The sequence below is a fragment of the Paenibacillus sp. J22P15 genome (assembly GCF_056269345.1).
This window is the reverse complement of the sequence record NZ_JBWDNT010000001.1, coordinates 723,068-739,810: the sequence shown is the minus strand read 5'-3', so window position 1 is coordinate 739,810 and position 16,743 is coordinate 723,068. Positions and strand designations below refer to the sequence as shown.

Here is a 16,743-nt window from a genome sequence, read left to right as displayed (position 1 = left end):
CATATGCCTGGGTTTTTCTATGGCTACATTGCAACATTCCGACATTAAAAGCAGGAAAAACTGCTTGTTTCGTGGAAATTATCGATTAAATCCAATCAAACGAGTGAGGGAAACTATGACCCATCTTACTGAAGCTTATATCGATTCTTTGGCCCCGAATGCGGGGGCGATCAAAAATGGAAATGACCTCGTTCGCAAAAATAGCTTTCAGAGGTTATGCCGCACGGAAGATGATAAGCTCCTATTTGGAGAATGCAAAGGAAGTGGAAAAGAGCCTTATAGCTGTTCTGTAGATTTTGTAAAAGTAGAACAGCCTGTATTTCGTTGTTCTTGTCCCAGCAGACAGTTTCCTTGCAAGCATATATTAGGACTGATGTACGCATATGCTGGTGGAAAGGCTTTTACGATTGAGGAAACGCCTGCTGATATTGCAGATAAGCGGGAGAAAGCGGATAAGCGTGAAGAGAAGAAGAAGGAAATAGCAGCGATTCCAGCAGGGACTGAGAGCAAACGAAAAGTGAATAAAAATGCGCTTGCTAAGAAGCTTGCTTCACAATTAGAAGGTGTAGAGCTCGCCCATAAGCTCGTTCAGCAGATCGTTCATACTGGACTAGCTGCCTTGGATAATCGGTCGATTCGAATGTATGAGGATCAAGCAAAGCAGCTTGGCAATCACTATGTTCCCGGCCTTCAGGCTGCTGTTCGTGAGATATTGGTACTAGCGGGTTCTAGTGAAAATCCAGAAGCAATCTATTCGGAAATATATGAACAGTTGGCTGCTCTGCACGCCCTAATTAAACGCAGCCGAGAACATCTGAAAGCACGTATAGAAGATCCTAATACACCAATGGACATAACAAGTGTCTTAGAAGAGAAGATCGGACATGCTTGGCAGTTGTCCGAGCTGAGGGAGCATGGACTCGTTAGTCAAGATACAGAGCTTGTGCAGTTGTCCTTTCGCTCCTATACGGACGAAGCTCGAGGCGAATATGTAGATGAAGGGCATTGGATGACGCTTGTGAATGGTGAAGTCGTTGTTACGCGGAACTACAGACCTTTCCGAGCTGCCAAACTTATGAGAGAAGAAGATTCCTGTTTCATGGTCGTCCAAGCAAAGGAGTTATTTGCTTACCCTGGTGATTTGAACAAAAGAGTACGCTGGGAAGAGATGATCATGCGAGAACTCGATTCTAGTGATCGAATCGCTATTCGTTCTTTTGCAGAGCAGTCCTTTACAGCTGCAGTAAAAACGGTGAAAAACCAACTTAAAAATCCATTAGCTGACAAAAATCCGTTGATGCTTCTGCATGCTGCTCAGGTGGCAACCACGGAAGAGGGATATGTTCTGGTTGATGAGCATGGCGTAAGACTGCCGCTTGATACTATTTCAAGAATCGGTCATCCTACTTTGCAGCTTATCCCTAATTTAAATCAAGAGCTATTCACTCAAACTTCTGTTCTTGTCATGTTTGAGGATCGTCTATCTGATGGAAACTTAGTCGCTCAGCCGCTTGCACTTATTACTGAACAAGAAATGATCCGTTTATTCTATTAAGGTTAATGAAGGAGCCTAGAATGAGTATTCCATTATTGCGTGAATTGCATGAAGACGTCCGCCGCTTAGTTATAGCGGGTGCGGGCATGGCGGTTGATGATGTACGTTTGAAACGTTTGCTCCCACAGCTGCAGCAGTTCGGTGAGAGAGCACCGATTTTCAAGCGTGTTGCGGAAGAAGTAGAAGGAGTTACAAAAGCTCAACCAGAAAATGTGGCACATAGGTTATTGGATTTAACGGTTTTGCTGCAAGCAGTTTTGCATACGCAAAGCTCAATCGAAGTGCCGGGTGAACTGCTGCCAGTAGGAACGAATACGAATGCGGCGCAGGCTATTACGAGTATTCCTTATCGAAAGCTTAAGCCGCTTCATGATTCACTAACGCAACGTGGATCTGGTCGGCTGGATGTAATCAGGCAAGGTGTAGAAAATAGTCTATTTAGCGATGTTAGAACATTCAGCCCAGCAGTGTACGCCTTAAAGGACAGCTATTCAGAAATCGCAGATTATGTCGCGGACTTCGTCATTCCAATGATAGGTCCTGCTGCTTTGCCTATTCTACAAGCGGAATTCAATATGCAGGGCAGCAGCGGTGATGCGAGAATACTAGCTTCACTTTATAAGCAGACACAAAATAAAGAAGAGTTATGGCCGACTTTGCTGACAGCTCAAAAAGAAGGCTCGCTTCCAGTTCGAGTAGCAGCTATTTCATTAACAGCTGGGTTGCCAAGCTTCGAGGAAGAATTGCTCGATCTGTCGCATGATGGGAAAAAGGAAGTTCGAGCCGCAGCTTTAATGGCATTATCCAGCTTCCAATCTGGACAAGTCGTTGACCGTTTGCTGGACGCATTGAAGAAAAAAGATACAGATATCGCAATCGATCCGATTCAAGCATGTGAAATACCGGCATTAACCGAGCAATTGTTAACTTTTGGCTTAGAGCTTATTGAACAGATCGTTTCTAATCCGCAAGAAGCGGGTTGGAGGGAGAAGCTCAGAACCGTCAACACTTGTCTTAACCCGAAATCAAACCTTATATCCGTAAGACAATTTCTAATGGATATGTTAAACAATGATCAGCTTAATTTTAATGAAATGGAACCTATTATCGGTCAAGCAGCGCACATTTTATTGGAATCAAAGAATGAAGAGGCATTAGTCTTACTCCATGAGCTGCGCGAAAAGCGCCCCTATTTGTTCTCCATTTCATTCCTAGCTGCAAGAGAAGCACTTAGTGCCAGTGAGGTTTTTGATAAGTATGAAGGTTATTTACTTGTGAAAAAGAGTAAAACAGCGCGTCTTTTGCTTAGTATTATTAATGATATAACGCCTCATTCCATTGCTCAAATTTTTTACGGACATAATGAAAATCTATGGGGATGGGATTCGAGATGGATAGAACGTTTTATTGCCTTAGATGAGGAAGAACTAGTATGTCGTTTGGTTAAAGAGCCAACTAAAGAAGTTATTGATTATCTGGTCGCAAAATCCAAAATAGCTCGACAGATCAATAAGGAACGAACGATCCATCTTCAATACAGCTTATTTCGTCTTGGTCATCCAGAAACCCCTGAAATGCTTATATCAACGCTGGAGCTCGCTGCGGAGAAATCCTTTGTTTATAAGGAACGGGATGTACACCTTATTATCGCTATCCTTCCAAGCAGCTATGCTGAGAGACTAGGGCACATTGCTGAAAAAGCGTCATTTGAACGTACACGTGAACAATTAAAGCAGATAGCTGAACACATCGCCGCCAAGCCGGCGGAACTTGAGTTGAAACCAGAAGGAGCGGGATTATTAGAATGGATCATAAACAGACTATCTTAAGGCAGCCAGCGGAGCTGTTGTATGCACATGAACTTGAAGCGCTTAAAGCACATGATAAAGGAGAGAAACCTGCCGGCTGGCAGCTATCGCCACGCGCGGTACTCACTTTCATTACAGGCGGCCGAGCAGGTGATGTTGATATTACACCGAAGTATATCGGACACACCAGGCTGGTAGAAATTGCAATTGCAACGCTTCTAACAGACCGTGCTTTGCTGCTCATTGGCGAGCCGGGAACAGCAAAATCATGGCTTTCGGAAAATTTGACAGCGGCTATACACGGTGATTCCTCTAAGGTTATCCAAGGGACGGCGGGTACAAGTGAAGAACAGGTCCGCTATTCTTGGAATTATGCGATGCTACTTGCTAACGGTCCCACGGAGGAGGCACTTGTCAAAAGCCCGATCTATCGAGCGATGGAAACAGGTGGCATCTCACGTTTTGAAGAAATATCGCGCTGTGCATCAGAGGTTCAGGATGCGTTAATCTCGATTTTGTCAGAGAAGACGATCTCAGTCCCAGAGCTAGGCAGAGACATTCCAGCTACTAGAGGTTTCTCGATTATTGCGACAGCGAATACACGTGATCGCGGCGTCAATGATATGTCCGCTGCTTTGAAGCGTCGTTTCAACATCGTTGTGCTACCCGCTCCTTCGGACTTAGAAACAGAAGTGGCTATTGTACGCAAACGTGTGAGTGAGATCGCAGTAAACTATCGTCTAGGAGAAGCAGTACCAGAAGAAGAGGCGGTACGTAAGGTAGTTACGATTTTCCGTGAGCTGCGAAGCGGGATGACTGTTGACGGCAAGGAGAAGCTGAAGCAGCCAAGCGGTGCCATCTCAACTGCCGAAGCGATATCATTACTGATTAACAGCATGGCGCTTGCTAGCAGCTTTGGCGATGGTCAAGTTGCCGAGGAGGATCTTGCTGCGGGATTGCTCGGAGCTGTAGTAAAGGATGAAGCGAAAGACGATACAGTATGGAAGGAATATTTGGAAAATGTGATGAAGAAACGGGGAGCCGAGTGGAGAGGGCTATATCGTGCTTGCCGTGAGCTAAGTTCGTGAGCACGGCTGCCGTATCCAATTACGGCGTCCATTTATTCGGTGTTCGCCATCTCTCACCAACTGGAGCATATCATTTGCAAGCTTTTCTAAATGAAGTAAAACCGCAGCTTGTGCTTGTAGAAGGACCATCGGATGCGACGGAGTTAATCGGTCAAATTACGTTAAGTGGTGTGAAGCCGCCAATCGCTATATTGGCGTATACGGAACAGCTGCCTATTCGTACGGTTGTTTTTCCGTTAGCGGAATATTCTCCAGAGTATCAAGCTTTTCTTTGGGCAGCTAACCATGGAGCAGAAGCACGGTTTATCGACCTGCCATCCGATGTATCGGTTAGTCTGCATGCGGGCATGAGAGCTGCTAATGAAAAAGAAGATTATTACGAAGGTGTTCGCTTGCATCGTCAACAAATCAATGATCGATATGAACAAGTCGCACAAAAATCCGGTGATGCAGATTATGAAACCTATTGGGAACGATCATTTGAACATAGCAGCGAGCCGAGCACATACCGACGTGCAATACATGCTTTTTCTAGTGAGATGCGCAAGCTGTCAGAAGCCGAGGAACGAATTCACTCGCCGCTGGATACTGCTCACAATGATATTCGCGAGGCTTATATGCGCGCGAAAATTGCTGAAGCTATTGCTGGAGGCGTACCAGCGAATAAAATCGTAGTCGTCACCGGAGCATACCATGTATCAGCGCTGGAAGCAGGACTTGAAAGTATGACGGAGAAGGAGGCAGCTTCACTGCCGGCAATCCCAACCAAGCTGACGCTTATGCCATACTCATACTATAAGCTCTCAAGTCATTCCGGGTATGGAGCAGGTAATTTAGCTCCGTCATATTTTGATCTTGCATGGCAATGTTTAGTCGGCGGCGATCTAGGTAAATTATCTTCCCTCTATTTAGCGAGAATTGCGGGTCATATGCGGGAGAGCGGGACGTTTCGTTCTGCGGCATCGGTTATCGAAGCAGTAAGGCTGGCGGAATCGCTGGCATCTTTGCAAGGAGGAAGATTGCCTACGCTGCGTGATCTTCGCGATGCAGCAATTACTTGCCTTGGATATGGAGAACTTTCTATTGTAGCTGATGCTCTCGCAAGAACGGATATTGGAACCGCAATTGGTTCCTTGCCGGACGGCATTAGCCAAACGCCAATTCAAGAGGACTTGGTGCGAAACCTAAAGACGTTAAAGCTGGAAAAATACAAAACGACGGTTGCGACCGAGCTAGAGCTTGATCTTCGAGAAAACAGGAGGGTGAAATCGGAGGAGGCAGCATTTCTTGATTTAAGAAGATCCTTTTTCCTTGAGCGCCTTCAGCTGCTGGAAATCAGCTTTGCGAAGAAACGTGCAGTTCAGCAGAACGGCGCAACCTGGGCTGAGAACTGGGTGCTGCGCTGGACGCCTGAAGCAGAAATTGAGGTCGTTGAATCGATCATGAAAGGAGAGACGATTGAGCTCGCTGCGTCTTTCGCCATCAAGGAATCGCTAGCACAAAGCACAAATATTATGGAAGCAGCGGCACTTGTGAAGGCGGCTTGGCAGTGTGGTCTGCCCGCTTCGATGGAGGATGCTCGGCGTACGCTGCAGCAGCTTGCCGTCGATGCTGGTGATTTTGCTCAAATTGCAGGTACGCTGCGTGATCTTTCTGTATTGGTGCTCTATGGCGATGTCCGCAAGATAGATACAGCAGTACTCGTTCCGCTTCTCCAACAGCTATTTCTTAGGGGAACACTGCTCCTTGTTGACTCTGCTATTTGCAGTGATGAAGCAGCTGCAAGTATGGCTGCTGCAATTATTGATATGCATGCGGTATCACAGCAGCATTTTGAAATGGTGGATGACGAGCGATGGGTGCAGCAGTTGGAGCAGCTTGCTTATCGCGATGATCGTAATGCCAAGCTTTCCGGGCTTGCATTTGCGCTGCTGCTTGAGCGTAACCTCATTGACAATGAACGTTTAGCACGGGAAGTGTCGAGACGATTGTCTCCGGGCATTCCAGCCGATATCGGAGCAGGGTGGTTTGAAGGGATGTCACTTCGAAATCGGTATGTGCTATTATCACGCCGACAGCTTTGGGAACAGCTGGATCTTTATACACAATCACTTGATGAAGAGCAGTTTAGACGTTCACTTGTCTTTCTTCGCAGAGCATTCTCTTCATTCGAGCCTAGAGAGAAAAGTACAATTGCCGAATTATTAAGTGACGTATGGGGATTCGGAATGATGGAGGCAGCTGATGTCCTGCAGCGTCCGCTTAGCACTGAAGAGCAACAAAAATTGGACGAGCTCAATGAGTTCGATTTTGGAGACTTATAATATGAGCGATAATGAACACTTTGAACAACTTAAGCGCTGGCGGCTTATACTAGGTCAAGCTGCAAATGAAAAGCTGACGGATATGGCGAATGGGCAGGGTCTTCTTGATGATGAGCTTAGCTTGATGGATCAAGCGCTTGCTGCTATATATGATGATACGACGGACGTCTCCGATAATCAGAATAAGCCCGGAAGTCGGTCGGCAAGTCTAGGCGCTTCCTCACCCAAACTAACAAAATGGCTAGGCGACGTGCGCAGCTTCTTTCCTTCCGATATCGTGTCGGTTATTCAAGCAGATGCCATTGAACGCAAAGGGTTAACACAGCTATTGTTTGAGCCGGAGACTCTTAGTCAGGTAAAACCGGATATCCGCATGGTTGCAACACTAATTGCATTAAAAGGTCGTATACCTGAGAAGGCAAAGGAAACGGCAAGAATACTGGTTCGTGAGGTAGTGGACGAGATTTTGGCACGATTAGCGCATGAAATTCGTCGTGCAGTAACGGGAGCATTGAATCGTAGAAAGCATTCGCCGCTGCCATCCATTACCGGCTTAGACTGGAAAACGACCATCCGCAGAAACCTGAAGCACTATGACATGGATAGTCAAATGCTTATACCGGAACGATTTTATTTCTATGAGAGAGCACGGCGCAGTAAAGAATGGACCGTTATTCTGGATATTGATCAAAGCGGATCGATGGCAGACTCGGTCATCTATGCGTCGATCATCGGCTCTATCTTCGCCAGTTTGCCCGCTCTTGATACACATGTTGTCGCCTTTGATACTGAGGTGGTAGATTTAAGCGAGCAATGTGCGAATGATCCTGTAGATATGTTATTCGGCATCCAGCTTGGCGGCGGAACAGATATTAATAAATCGGTTCAATATTGTGAGCAGTTCATTACTGACCCTAAGAAATCGCTCTTTATTCTTATTTCCGATTTATATGAAGGCGGTAATCAAGCCTCTCTCATCAGGCGTATGGAAAATATGCGTCAATCTGGCGTTAGTGTCATTTGTCTGTTAGCTTTATCGGATAGCGGAGTCCCATCTTACGATGTCACGCTTGCAAAGCGGTTGTCTAGTTTCGGCATTCCTTGCTTCGGCTGTACGCCGGATCGACTGCCAGAGCTTATTGCAGGCGCGCTGCAAGGACGAGATTTGCAAGAGCTTGCTGGTGCGCTCGACCCTTCCAAGCACTAAATCATAATAACCTTTTATACAATCTTAAGCTTTTATTAAACTTTATTTACAAGCCTCTTAACGATTGACGGTTATCTTTAGTAATAGATAACCAGTCGATTTTAGGAGGTTTTTTTGTATGAAAACAAAGCTCTATGTTCTTTATGGGGGTAAATCAGTCGAACATGAGGTTTCTTTAAAAACAGCATATACCGTTATTCAGTCTATAGATGAGTCAAAATTCGAAGTTTATCCTATTTACATTACACGTGATGGGCTATGGTCCACACCAGACAAGCTGAACCTTGACGCACTTCATATAAGTGATCTGATAACTTTGCCAATACATGAAGGTGAGGCTAATTCCATCGGACAGGTGCTCATTCATCAATTATCCTTACCCGGAAAAAAGGTCGTTATGCCGCTTCTGCATGGCTCCTACGGCGAGGATGGAACGGTGCAGGGACTGCTGGAATTACTTAATGTTCCTTACGTTGGGAATGGGGTGCTATCTTCATCACTCACACTAGATAAAGCGATATCGAAGCAGCTGCTAGCTGAGGCTGACATTCACCAGACCGAATACTCTGTCTATCGATACGATCAGTGGCTTGAGGATCACTCGAAGATGGTGCTAATGACAGAGGAGAAGCTGGGATACCCTTGTTATGTTAAACCCGCTTCGCTTGGTTCTAGCATTGGTATTAGCAGGTGTCAGGACAAGCAGCAGTTAATTGCGGGGATTAAAGAAGCTTTTAAATATGACAGTAAGATTGTAATCGAAAGCGAAGTAAAAGGCAGAGAAATTCAAGTCGCGGTTATGGGAAATGAAAATCCGCTCGCTTCATTGCCTGGTGAATTCATACACGACCATGTATTCTTCGACTTTGAATCCAAATATATGGACAAGCGGTTGACGATGTCTATCCCGGCACAGATTTCTGAAGAAATCACTTTGCAAATCCGACAGCTAGCCATTCAAGCTTATAAAGTTCATGGCTGCTCGGGCCTTGCTCGCGTGGATTTTTTCCTCGATGGAGAAAATCAGCTGTTTTTGAATGAGATAAATGCACTGCCTGGTTTTACAAATTTCAGTATGTATCCAGTAATGTGGGAACGCACGGATGGAACAAAATATTCAGAGCTTGTCGAGAAGCTAATTGATTATGCAATCACTCGACATGCCGAAAAACAATCGATTCAGTATGCGAGGTGACCGTTATGCATAGAGATACTTGGGCTGAAATAGATTTAAACCAAATACGCAACAATCTGCTGAAAATTCGGGGTACATTGCCGCGGACCGTCAAGCTAATGGCTGTTATTAAAGCCAACGGCTATGGGCATGGCGATATCGAGTCTGCTCAAATGGCATTGCAAGCCGGTGCAGATGTATTAGCGGTAGCTTATTTGGAAGAAGCGCTGAGACTTCGTGCATTTGGGTTACAGCTTCCTATTCTTATTTTGACACCGATTCATCCTGAGGATGTGCTTCTAGCTGTAGAGAATGACTTGATGTTAACCGTTACGGGCGCCGTTTGGTTTAGAGAAATGAGACAATTTAAATCGTATAAAACGGGCAAAAAACTTCAAGTACATGTGAAAATGGATACCGGTCTTGGTAGAATTGGCCTGCAATCTGAAGAGGAATGGGACGAGCTCTTGCCTTGGCTGAAAGCCGAAGATATTGATGTGGATGGATTTTATACCCATTTCGCAACAGCGGGCAAAGCAGATACGACGTTTCTGGAGCTGCAAACTAGCCGATTTATTGACATGATCGATTGGAGCAAAAAATCAGGCCTCCAAATTCGCCACTATCATTGTGCGGGGAGTGCGGCTGCGCTGCGCTTTCCAAATCTGGCCATGGATATGGTACGCATAGGAGCAGCAATGTACGGCTTTTACCCGGAACAGCTTGTACAATCTGTAAGGCTTGAACCTGCTTTAAGCTTACACAGCAAGCTCATGCAGGTGAAGAAGCTTAGCAAAGGGGAATACCTCGGTTACGACAATTCCTATCAGGCGGAGGAAGAAGAGTGGATAGGAACGGTTCCTATTGGGTATGCGGATGGCTGGTCACAAAGCATGCAAAACTCCGAGTTGTTAATCGATGGTCAGCGGACAAAAGTGATCGGGAAAATTTGCATGGATCAGCTAATGGTAAAGCTGCCAGGACCGTATCCTGAAGGAACCTTGGTCACTTTAATCGGAAGTCAAGACAATGAAGAAATTACATTCTCAGAGCTTGCAGCTCATATAGGCAGCGTATCACAAGAAGTATCTACATCGCTAACTGCAAGGGTAATAAGAAAATATAAGACGGCAGAGGAGGCTTGGACACGATGGGACAAACGAACATTGCAGCACAAAATCAAGAAAGCGATTATGTGAAACATACTACTGTCCAAGTTAATCGGTCAGAGATGTACGAGGGACATTTGGTGTTGGTTAACCAAGCGAACCCAATTAGGCAATCTATACCGTTGGATAAGCTCAAGCCAATAGATTCAAATCCTGCCATAAGAGAGCTGGTAAAGGGCATGCTTTTGGAAAAAACATGTTTACAGAATCTAATTGCGCTGCTGAGTGAATGCGAAGGATGGAATGATATTGTCACGGTGAGCGGATTTCGTACGAAAGAAGAACAGGAGCACATTTATGCAAACTCATTGATCGAGAACGGTGTTGAATATACAACATGTTACGTGGCTTTACCCGGACACAGCGAGCATCAAACAGGACTTGCTATAGATGTCGGGAAAATCGACAATCATGTAGACTTCATTGCGCCGTCGTTTCCGGATAGCGGTGTCTATATGACATTCAAGTCTCTGGCTGCGGAGCATGGCTTCATCCAAAGGTACAAAGCAGGCAAAGAGCCATTGACGAACATCTCTTGTGAGCCTTGGCATTTCCGTTATGTGGGGTATCCTCATGCCAAGATGATGGAAAAGTATGATTTGTGCTTAGAGGAATATATCGATTTTATTCAGAAATTCACATATACAGGAGAACATCTAGTCACTGAAACAGCAGTCATGCGGGCACAGGTGTACTATGTGCCAGCGGAAGAGGGACCTATTACAAGTGTACCTATTGTGAATTGCGACCTTTATCGCTTATCCGGAAATAATAGGGAAGGTTTTTTTGTAACTGCGTTTATAGGCAAAGAGCCGAAAGTTCATGGTTACTAAACAGAATTACAGCGGGCTGGACTGGCTTAAATTTGTAGCGGCCCTATTCGTTATTGCCAATCATACGGGCCCGTTGCTATCATACGACGAGTATACAAACTTTATTTTCAGCGGGATCATTTCTCGGCTTGCAGTCCCTATATTTTTTATAACATCGGGTTTCTTTTTCTTTCGAAAACTAACGGGAGAACAGGCTGAGGATCGCAAAAAATTGTTCGGTTATATGGGAAAAATCGGACTTCTATATGTTATTGCTATTTTGTTATACATTCCATTAAATGTGTATAAAGGTGATTTTTCCGAGGATTTCACCGTATATTCCTTCTTGAGAGATATTATTTTTGACGGGACATTTTATCATTTGTGGTATTTGCCCGCGTTGATTATAGGGTTGTTTATAGCCTATTTTCTTTATAAAAGTACATCGTTACCGCTTATGCTGGCAATAGGAAGTTTACTCTATATCATTGGACTAATTGGCGACAGCTATTATGGGATTACGCAAAACATCCCTGTACTTCATTCTCTATATGATCATTTGTTTCAGTTATTTGATTACACGCGAAATGGTCTGTTTTATGCTCCGATCTATCTTATTTTAGGAGCATGGGCAGCGAAGCGCCCACAGCCATCTAGAAAGCCGATCACTACTGCTAGCTTATTTTTCGTATTTTTAGCGCTGATGATTGCTGAAGGAATAATCTTGAATGCTATCGAATATCCGCGACATGACAGCATGTACGTGTTTGCGTGGCCAGCTTCTTATTATTTGTTCCAATGGGCTTTCTCGTGGAAAGGCAGATCAGGCAAAGGCTTCAGAGAGTGGCGGGTTTGGATATATATATTGCATCCCATAGCAATTGTGCTTGTTCGAGGTGCAGCGGAGGTTGTGAAGCAGGAAGACTTATTCATATCAAACAGTATGATTCATTTTGTATCGGTATGTTTCGTGTCAATAATTATGGCAGCTGTCGCTGTTAGAATATCCGTCATAAAATTCAGAATTCGACCATAAGTATGGTAATGGGAGACGTAAGTTAGTTGTAATGAATCGGGAGGAGAAGCCACAGCGAAGGAGCATTACATGCAGCTGGGAGGGATTGCAATGAGTAATGAATTGCTCATTCAACTACTCGTGCTTATCGTAATGATCATCGAGATGGCTAACAGATCTAAAGATTCTTAATCCATAAAGACAAAACATCCGAAGGGTGTTTTGTCTTTATTTTTATGGAAAAACAATGGGAATAAAAGGATGGGGGAGTCCAGCAACGAATTTAATAGCTATAGCGAAATCTAATGCACAAAGTGCAGTAGAAACCTGACATCACTGCCGAAAAAAGAAGCTACATTGCAGAAATACATTAGAATTAGCGAATAAAGAGCCAATGTAGAGTAGATTCAGGAATTCTAATGTAAAAACTACAGCGTAGCACAAGAACTGAAATGCTAATGCGATTTACATTGTACAAACTGCAATCTGGCTCTTTCGTTTCGAAAAAGTTAAGGGGGTTATTGCCGTGATAGAATGTCCATGGTGCAACAATCAAGTCATTCTCGAACATAATAATTGTCCTGTATGCAGGCATGAGGTTTTGGAGGAGCATCTCATTCCACTGGTGAGCGAACAGGATCACTGTCAGAATGAATCTGAGTCTGAACTTGAGGATCTGACTGATCTGGACAGAGAAGCACAAATCGCTAATCGCTTTATATGTTCAAAATGTAATCATAATGAATGTGATATCAATGAATTAGCAATGACGGGAGCGGGAATTAGCAAGCTCTTAAACATTCAATATCAGCATTATTTGTTTGTCTCCTGTATGCAATGCGGATTTGTTGAGATATATGATCCGAATTTCATATCCAACTCATCACATTTCAATGAGACCTGAAGAGGATTATCAACACCTCAATTGAAGAAAAAGAACGATGTCGGCGCGCGCCAAGCATCGTTCTTTTTTTACTTATCCTAGCTCCCAATCCTGAAGCAGCATTATGGCTGCTCCTGCGGTTACAGCGTCCTCGGTCAGCTGACCTTGCGTAAATTTTGGTTCGTATTGCGGGGAGTAATAGATATTGCTGCGAGCGACCTGAATGACCGTTTCATAGATCGACTTATGCACATTGACGAGTGGACCGCCTAATATGACAGCCTCTGGATGCAAAATATTAATGAGATTGGCTATGCCTATTCCGAGATATTCAGCCGTTTGCAGAAACTGCTCGGTTATGAACGCATCCTTCTGTAAAAAAGCTTTCTTCAAAACATCAAATTGAATCTTCTCTGGCGGTAAGCCTGTCAGCGAGCTCGCTCGACCCAGCTTTAATTGTGTTCGAATGTTCTTCTCTAATGCAGGAATGGATACAAGCGCTTCAAGTGCTCCGTAATTACCTTCATCACCAAGTCTAGGGCCATTCGTTTGAATGATCATCTGCCCGAAGGAGCCTTCCATATCTACGGCCCCTCTTACAATTTGTCCTCCTGAGATCATGGAGGTACGAAGCCCGACACCCGCATGCACATATAGCATATGTTCTACTTCTTCGTTGCGAAGTGCCCAGTGCTCACCAATAATTGCAGTGTTGGCGCCATTATCGAGGAGGGCTGGCATACCTAGTTTTTGTTCCAGCCAATCACATATGGGAACATTGATCCAGCCTTCTGCTGGAAAATACCGAGGCTTCAACATCACGCCTTCTTCCCGGCTTAAAGGACCAACAGCACCGATCCCAATCCCGATAACCTGCTGGCGCTGAATGTGAAAGTCGCTCATCATTCGTTCAGCGATCTGAACGATCTTGGCGAGTAATACCTCCGGTGTCATTCGTTCATCCATCTTCCATCTCTCGAATGCCAGCGGTTGTAAATTTAAGTCGTATAAACCAATCGAAGAGGAGAAACGGGATATTTCTAAACCAAATAAAGCACGGTGCTCAGGATTCACACGATAGAGAATGGGTTTTCTGCCACCTGTAGATCTTCCGAATTCTGATGCGAGAATAAGACCGTCTGTCAGCAATTCCTCTAACAGCCTAGATAAGCTAGTACTCGTAACCGTAAGTCTTTCCATTAATGCAGCTTTGGACACGAGTCCTTCACGAATAATGAAATCAAAAACTTGTTTTTTTATTGTCGGATTCTTTATATTCATTATTAAATCTCCAGTTGTCCAAGTAATTATATCGGATATTAACCAACCTCTATTATATGCTCTAGGGGGATAGAAGACTAGACAAACGCTATAAATATTTCAAAAGAAACGTTAATAAAAAGGTGAATGTACTATCGAGCGCATTTACTGGATATCGGCACCGGCGGCGGTGAAGGATAATTTTAATAGCTGATCAAACTTTACTTCTCGTAGGGATAGATTTATCTGAAGGCATGATTCAAGAGCAAATGCTAATCTAACTAAGTCGAATCGATCAAACGTACAGTGTTAATCCGGATGGGACATAGCGTGACAAATATATAAATGAACTGAATCAAGCGGGGTTTACCGATATTCAGTGTTTTGAATATGATTCAACTGATTATTTCGAAACCTATGAGGACTTTGTATTCGTATTGAAACATACGCCAATCATTCCTAACTTCGGGAAAGATGACTACGATTTCGCGATACTAGACAAATTTATAGCTGACAATCGGAGCAGTAAAGGAATAGTGACAAATTCCAAACGATTCATGATTATTGCAAAAAAATAAACGCAGACAGAATATAAGTGAGGCACAATTAACGTTATTAAATAAGAGGTCATAAAAAACAGCCTAGAACACAAAACAAATTGTGGTTCTAGGCTGTCATTTTGTTTAACAGGGATATTTAAAATCCTACTCATTAAGAAGCAGGAGGGAGCTTCGTCTGCGTTGGCTTGGCATAACCTTCTTTGTACGTCTCGTCAATGATTTGGCGAATGCGCTCTACTTCGATTCCAGAGGACTTCATGGCTGCTGTAGTTACAGCAATTTCAATACATACACCGCAGCGAGTGCCGTGATCATCCCAGACAACAGAACCGTCGTCCTTAATTTCAGCGATAAAGCAGTTGAGATTACTCTCATGACCAGCACTTTCGCCACAACCGCAGTAGCAAGGAATAAAGGGTAGAACATCCGTTACCGTTGCCGCAGTCTGATAAGCCGTCCGAAGCATATCCGAGGAGCCATCTAAGAAAGAAGGCAGAACTTCCAGCGAGGCTGTCGTTTCTTGCAAATCTCCTGATGCTGTTTGATGATCCCCATGATTGTTGCTATGCGTGTTTACTGCTGAATTTGTCGAGATAGGCTGATTGCTGCACGCACTAAGCAGTATGGAGGATAGAAGGACAGAATAGATTGTCGTTCTTGCAAATCGATTCAAGTGTATACACTCCTAATTTCATATGGTTGCATTTATTATAGCATTTTCAAATATTAATAGATTAGTCAATATGGTACTATTAATTGACGATATCAATGGTTATAACCGTAAGCTTTCCCATTTAATCGTATCAAAAGCCAGTATAAAAGAGGAGCGATTGACGATGAAGGTATTGTTTATTGGTGGAACTGGCCTAATTAGTGAAGCTGTGTCCAAACTAGCATTAGAAAAAGGGATTGAGCTTTATCTATTTAACAGAGGGAAGCGGGACGAATTTGTTCCAGATGGCGCAAAGGTCATTAAAGGTGACATTCGCGACCCTATCCAGGCGGCTGCGGCTCTTGAGGGCCATCAGTTTGATGTTGTTGTTGATTGGATTGCGTTCACACCGGAACATGTGAGCACGGACATCACGTTGTTCCGTGGACGTACAGACCAGTACATATTCATAAGCTCGGCCTCAGCTTACCAGAAGCCGCCAAAGCATTACATCATAACAGAGGAACAGACACCGCTTGAAAATCAGTATTGGCAGTATTCTCGCGATAAAATTGCTTGTGAACAGCTATTGTTAGCTGAGCAAGCGTCAACTGGTTTTCCAGTTACGATAGTAAGACCTTCATTTACCTACGGAGATACAATGATTCCTGCTGCATTAAATAGTTGGGAGCATCCTTGGTCGCTCGTTGCTCGAATGCGTGCTGGACTGCCCATTATTGTACATGGTGATGGTTCATCTCTGTGGACAATGACGCATAACACTGACTTTGCTAAAGGTTTTGTTGGCTTGCTTGGGCAAGCAGAAGCAATTGGGCAGGCTTATCATATTACTTCAGACGAGGTGCTGACGTGGAATCAGGTTTATGAGGCCATTGGCGCAGCTGCAGGTGTGGAACCTATACTTGTTCATATTTCATCCGAGTTTCTCATCTCGCATGATCCAGACCTTGAGGGAGGCTTGCTCGGCGACAAGGCTGTTACTAGTGTTTTTGATAACCGAAAAATTAAAAACATAGTTCCGGAATTTGAAGCCACACTATCGTTTGCAGAAGGAATTAAACGCACAGTGGCTTGGTTTGAAGCTCATCATGAGCGCTGCACAGAAGATGCGGCGTGGAATGAGCAGATGGATTCGATAATTGCTGCTCATACGGCTGGTTTTAAGAAAAAATTGTAAACAAATGAATGCAGATGAGCAGTTTAGATATCTCAAAA

General features: G+C 44.1%; 13 protein-coding genes and 1 pseudogene. 12 read left to right on the top strand and 2 right to left on the bottom strand.

Annotated features, from left to right (window positions below):
- Window positions 1-115: 115 nt before the first annotated feature.
- From AC0YN6_RS03445 to AC0YN6_RS03400, 10 genes are all read left to right on the top strand, one after another.
- Window positions 116-1,555, top strand: a complete 1,440-nt coding sequence (locus AC0YN6_RS03445) for an SWIM zinc finger family protein (protein ID WP_475745135.1) — start codon at window positions 116-118, stop codon at window positions 1,553-1,555.
- Window positions 1,556-1,575: 20 nt separating this feature from the next.
- The gene (locus tag AC0YN6_RS03440) at window positions 1,576-3,384 is read left to right on the top strand and encodes a HEAT repeat domain-containing protein (protein ID WP_475745133.1); all 1,809 of its coding nucleotides are present in this window, start codon (window positions 1,576-1,578) and stop codon (window positions 3,382-3,384) included.
- Window positions 3,360-4,451 carry an ATP-binding protein gene (locus AC0YN6_RS03435; protein WP_475745132.1) on the top strand — a complete coding sequence of 364 codons (1,092 nt, stop codon included), beginning with the start codon at window positions 3,360-3,362 and terminating at the stop codon, window positions 4,449-4,451. Before AC0YN6_RS03440 ends, AC0YN6_RS03435 begins: the two co-directional genes overlap by 25 nt.
- Complete coding sequence (locus tag AC0YN6_RS03430) at window positions 4,448-6,775, top strand: DUF5682 family protein (protein ID WP_475745130.1); 2,328 nt, start codon at window positions 4,448-4,450, stop codon at window positions 6,773-6,775. The genes AC0YN6_RS03435 and AC0YN6_RS03430 overlap by 4 nt, the downstream gene beginning before the upstream one ends.
- A 1-nt stretch (window position 6,776) precedes the next feature.
- Window positions 6,777-7,982 (top strand): VWA domain-containing protein, encoded by a 1,206-nt coding sequence (locus AC0YN6_RS03425; RefSeq protein ID WP_475745128.1) that lies wholly within the window; start codon window positions 6,777-6,779, stop codon window positions 7,980-7,982.
- 118 nt (window positions 7,983-8,100) lie between these two features.
- Window positions 8,101-9,177, top strand: coding sequence for a D-alanine--D-alanine ligase family protein (locus tag AC0YN6_RS03420; protein WP_475745127.1), 1,077 nt, complete (start codon window positions 8,101-8,103; stop codon window positions 9,175-9,177).
- Between the two features lie 5 nt (window positions 9,178-9,182).
- Window positions 9,183-10,355, top strand: coding sequence for an alanine racemase (gene alr, locus AC0YN6_RS03415; protein ID WP_475745125.1), 1,173 nt, complete (start codon window positions 9,183-9,185; stop codon window positions 10,353-10,355).
- Window positions 10,307-11,158, top strand: a complete 852-nt coding sequence (locus AC0YN6_RS03410; RefSeq protein WP_475745124.1) for a D-alanyl-D-alanine carboxypeptidase family protein — start codon at window positions 10,307-10,309, stop codon at window positions 11,156-11,158. Before alr ends, AC0YN6_RS03410 begins: the two co-directional genes overlap by 49 nt.
- Complete coding sequence (locus AC0YN6_RS03405; RefSeq protein ID WP_475745123.1) at window positions 11,148-12,173, top strand: acyltransferase family protein; 1,026 nt, start codon at window positions 11,148-11,150, stop codon at window positions 12,171-12,173. The genes AC0YN6_RS03410 and AC0YN6_RS03405 overlap by 11 nt, the downstream gene beginning before the upstream one ends.
- Window positions 12,174-12,678: 505 nt before the next feature.
- Complete coding sequence (locus AC0YN6_RS03400) at window positions 12,679-13,056, top strand: zinc ribbon domain-containing protein (RefSeq protein WP_475745122.1); 378 nt, start codon at window positions 12,679-12,681, stop codon at window positions 13,054-13,056.
- Between the two features lie 72 nt (window positions 13,057-13,128).
- On the opposite strand, the gene AC0YN6_RS03395 is transcribed toward AC0YN6_RS03400, so the two are convergent.
- Complete coding sequence (locus AC0YN6_RS03395) at window positions 13,129-14,316, bottom strand: ROK family protein (RefSeq protein WP_475745120.1); 1,188 nt, start codon at window positions 14,314-14,316, stop codon at window positions 13,129-13,131.
- Window positions 14,317-14,624: 308 nt separating this feature from the next.
- On the opposite strand from AC0YN6_RS03395, the pseudogene AC0YN6_RS03390 reads away from it, so the two are divergent.
- Window positions 14,625-14,873 (top strand): annotated as a pseudogene (locus AC0YN6_RS03390) (SAM-dependent methyltransferase); the annotation flags it as partial.
- 133 nt (window positions 14,874-15,006) lie between these two features.
- Here the strand turns inward: AC0YN6_RS03390 and AC0YN6_RS03385 are convergent.
- Window positions 15,007-15,528, bottom strand: a complete 522-nt coding sequence (locus AC0YN6_RS03385; protein ID WP_475745119.1) for a PCYCGC motif-containing (lipo)protein — start codon at window positions 15,526-15,528, stop codon at window positions 15,007-15,009.
- Between the two features lie 163 nt (window positions 15,529-15,691).
- Here AC0YN6_RS03385 and AC0YN6_RS03380 point away from each other — a divergent pair, with 163 nt between their 5' ends.
- On the top strand, window positions 15,692-16,705 hold the full coding sequence (locus tag AC0YN6_RS03380; protein WP_475745118.1) for an SDR family oxidoreductase: 1,014 nt from the start codon (window positions 15,692-15,694) through the stop codon (window positions 16,703-16,705).
- Window positions 16,706-16,743 lie beyond the last annotated feature (38 nt).

Bases quoted from the DNA above. Each gene is read 5' to 3' on its own strand.
- AC0YN6_RS03445 (WP_475745135.1), top strand. From the start codon at position 116: ATGACCCATCTTACTGAAGCTTATATCGATTCTTTGGCCCCGAATGCG.
- AC0YN6_RS03440 (WP_475745133.1), top strand. From the start codon at position 1,576: ATGAGTATTCCATTATTGCGTGAATTGCATGAAGACGTCCGCCGCTTA.
- AC0YN6_RS03435 (WP_475745132.1), top strand. From the start codon at position 3,360: ATGGATCATAAACAGACTATCTTAAGGCAGCCAGCGGAGCTGTTGTAT.
- AC0YN6_RS03425 (WP_475745128.1), top strand. From the start codon at position 6,777: ATGAGCGATAATGAACACTTTGAACAACTTAAGCGCTGGCGGCTTATA.
- AC0YN6_RS03420 (WP_475745127.1), top strand. From the start codon at position 8,101: ATGAAAACAAAGCTCTATGTTCTTTATGGGGGTAAATCAGTCGAACAT.
- alr (WP_475745125.1), top strand. From the start codon at position 9,183: ATGCATAGAGATACTTGGGCTGAAATAGATTTAAACCAAATACGCAAC.
- AC0YN6_RS03410 (WP_475745124.1), top strand. From the start codon at position 10,307: ATGGGACAAACGAACATTGCAGCACAAAATCAAGAAAGCGATTATGTG.
- AC0YN6_RS03405 (WP_475745123.1), top strand. From the start codon at position 11,148: ATGGTTACTAAACAGAATTACAGCGGGCTGGACTGGCTTAAATTTGTA.
- AC0YN6_RS03395 (WP_475745120.1), bottom strand. From the start codon at position 14,316: ATGAATATAAAGAATCCGACAATAAAAAAACAAGTTTTTGATTTCATT.
- AC0YN6_RS03380 (WP_475745118.1), top strand. From the start codon at position 15,692: ATGAAGGTATTGTTTATTGGTGGAACTGGCCTAATTAGTGAAGCTGTG.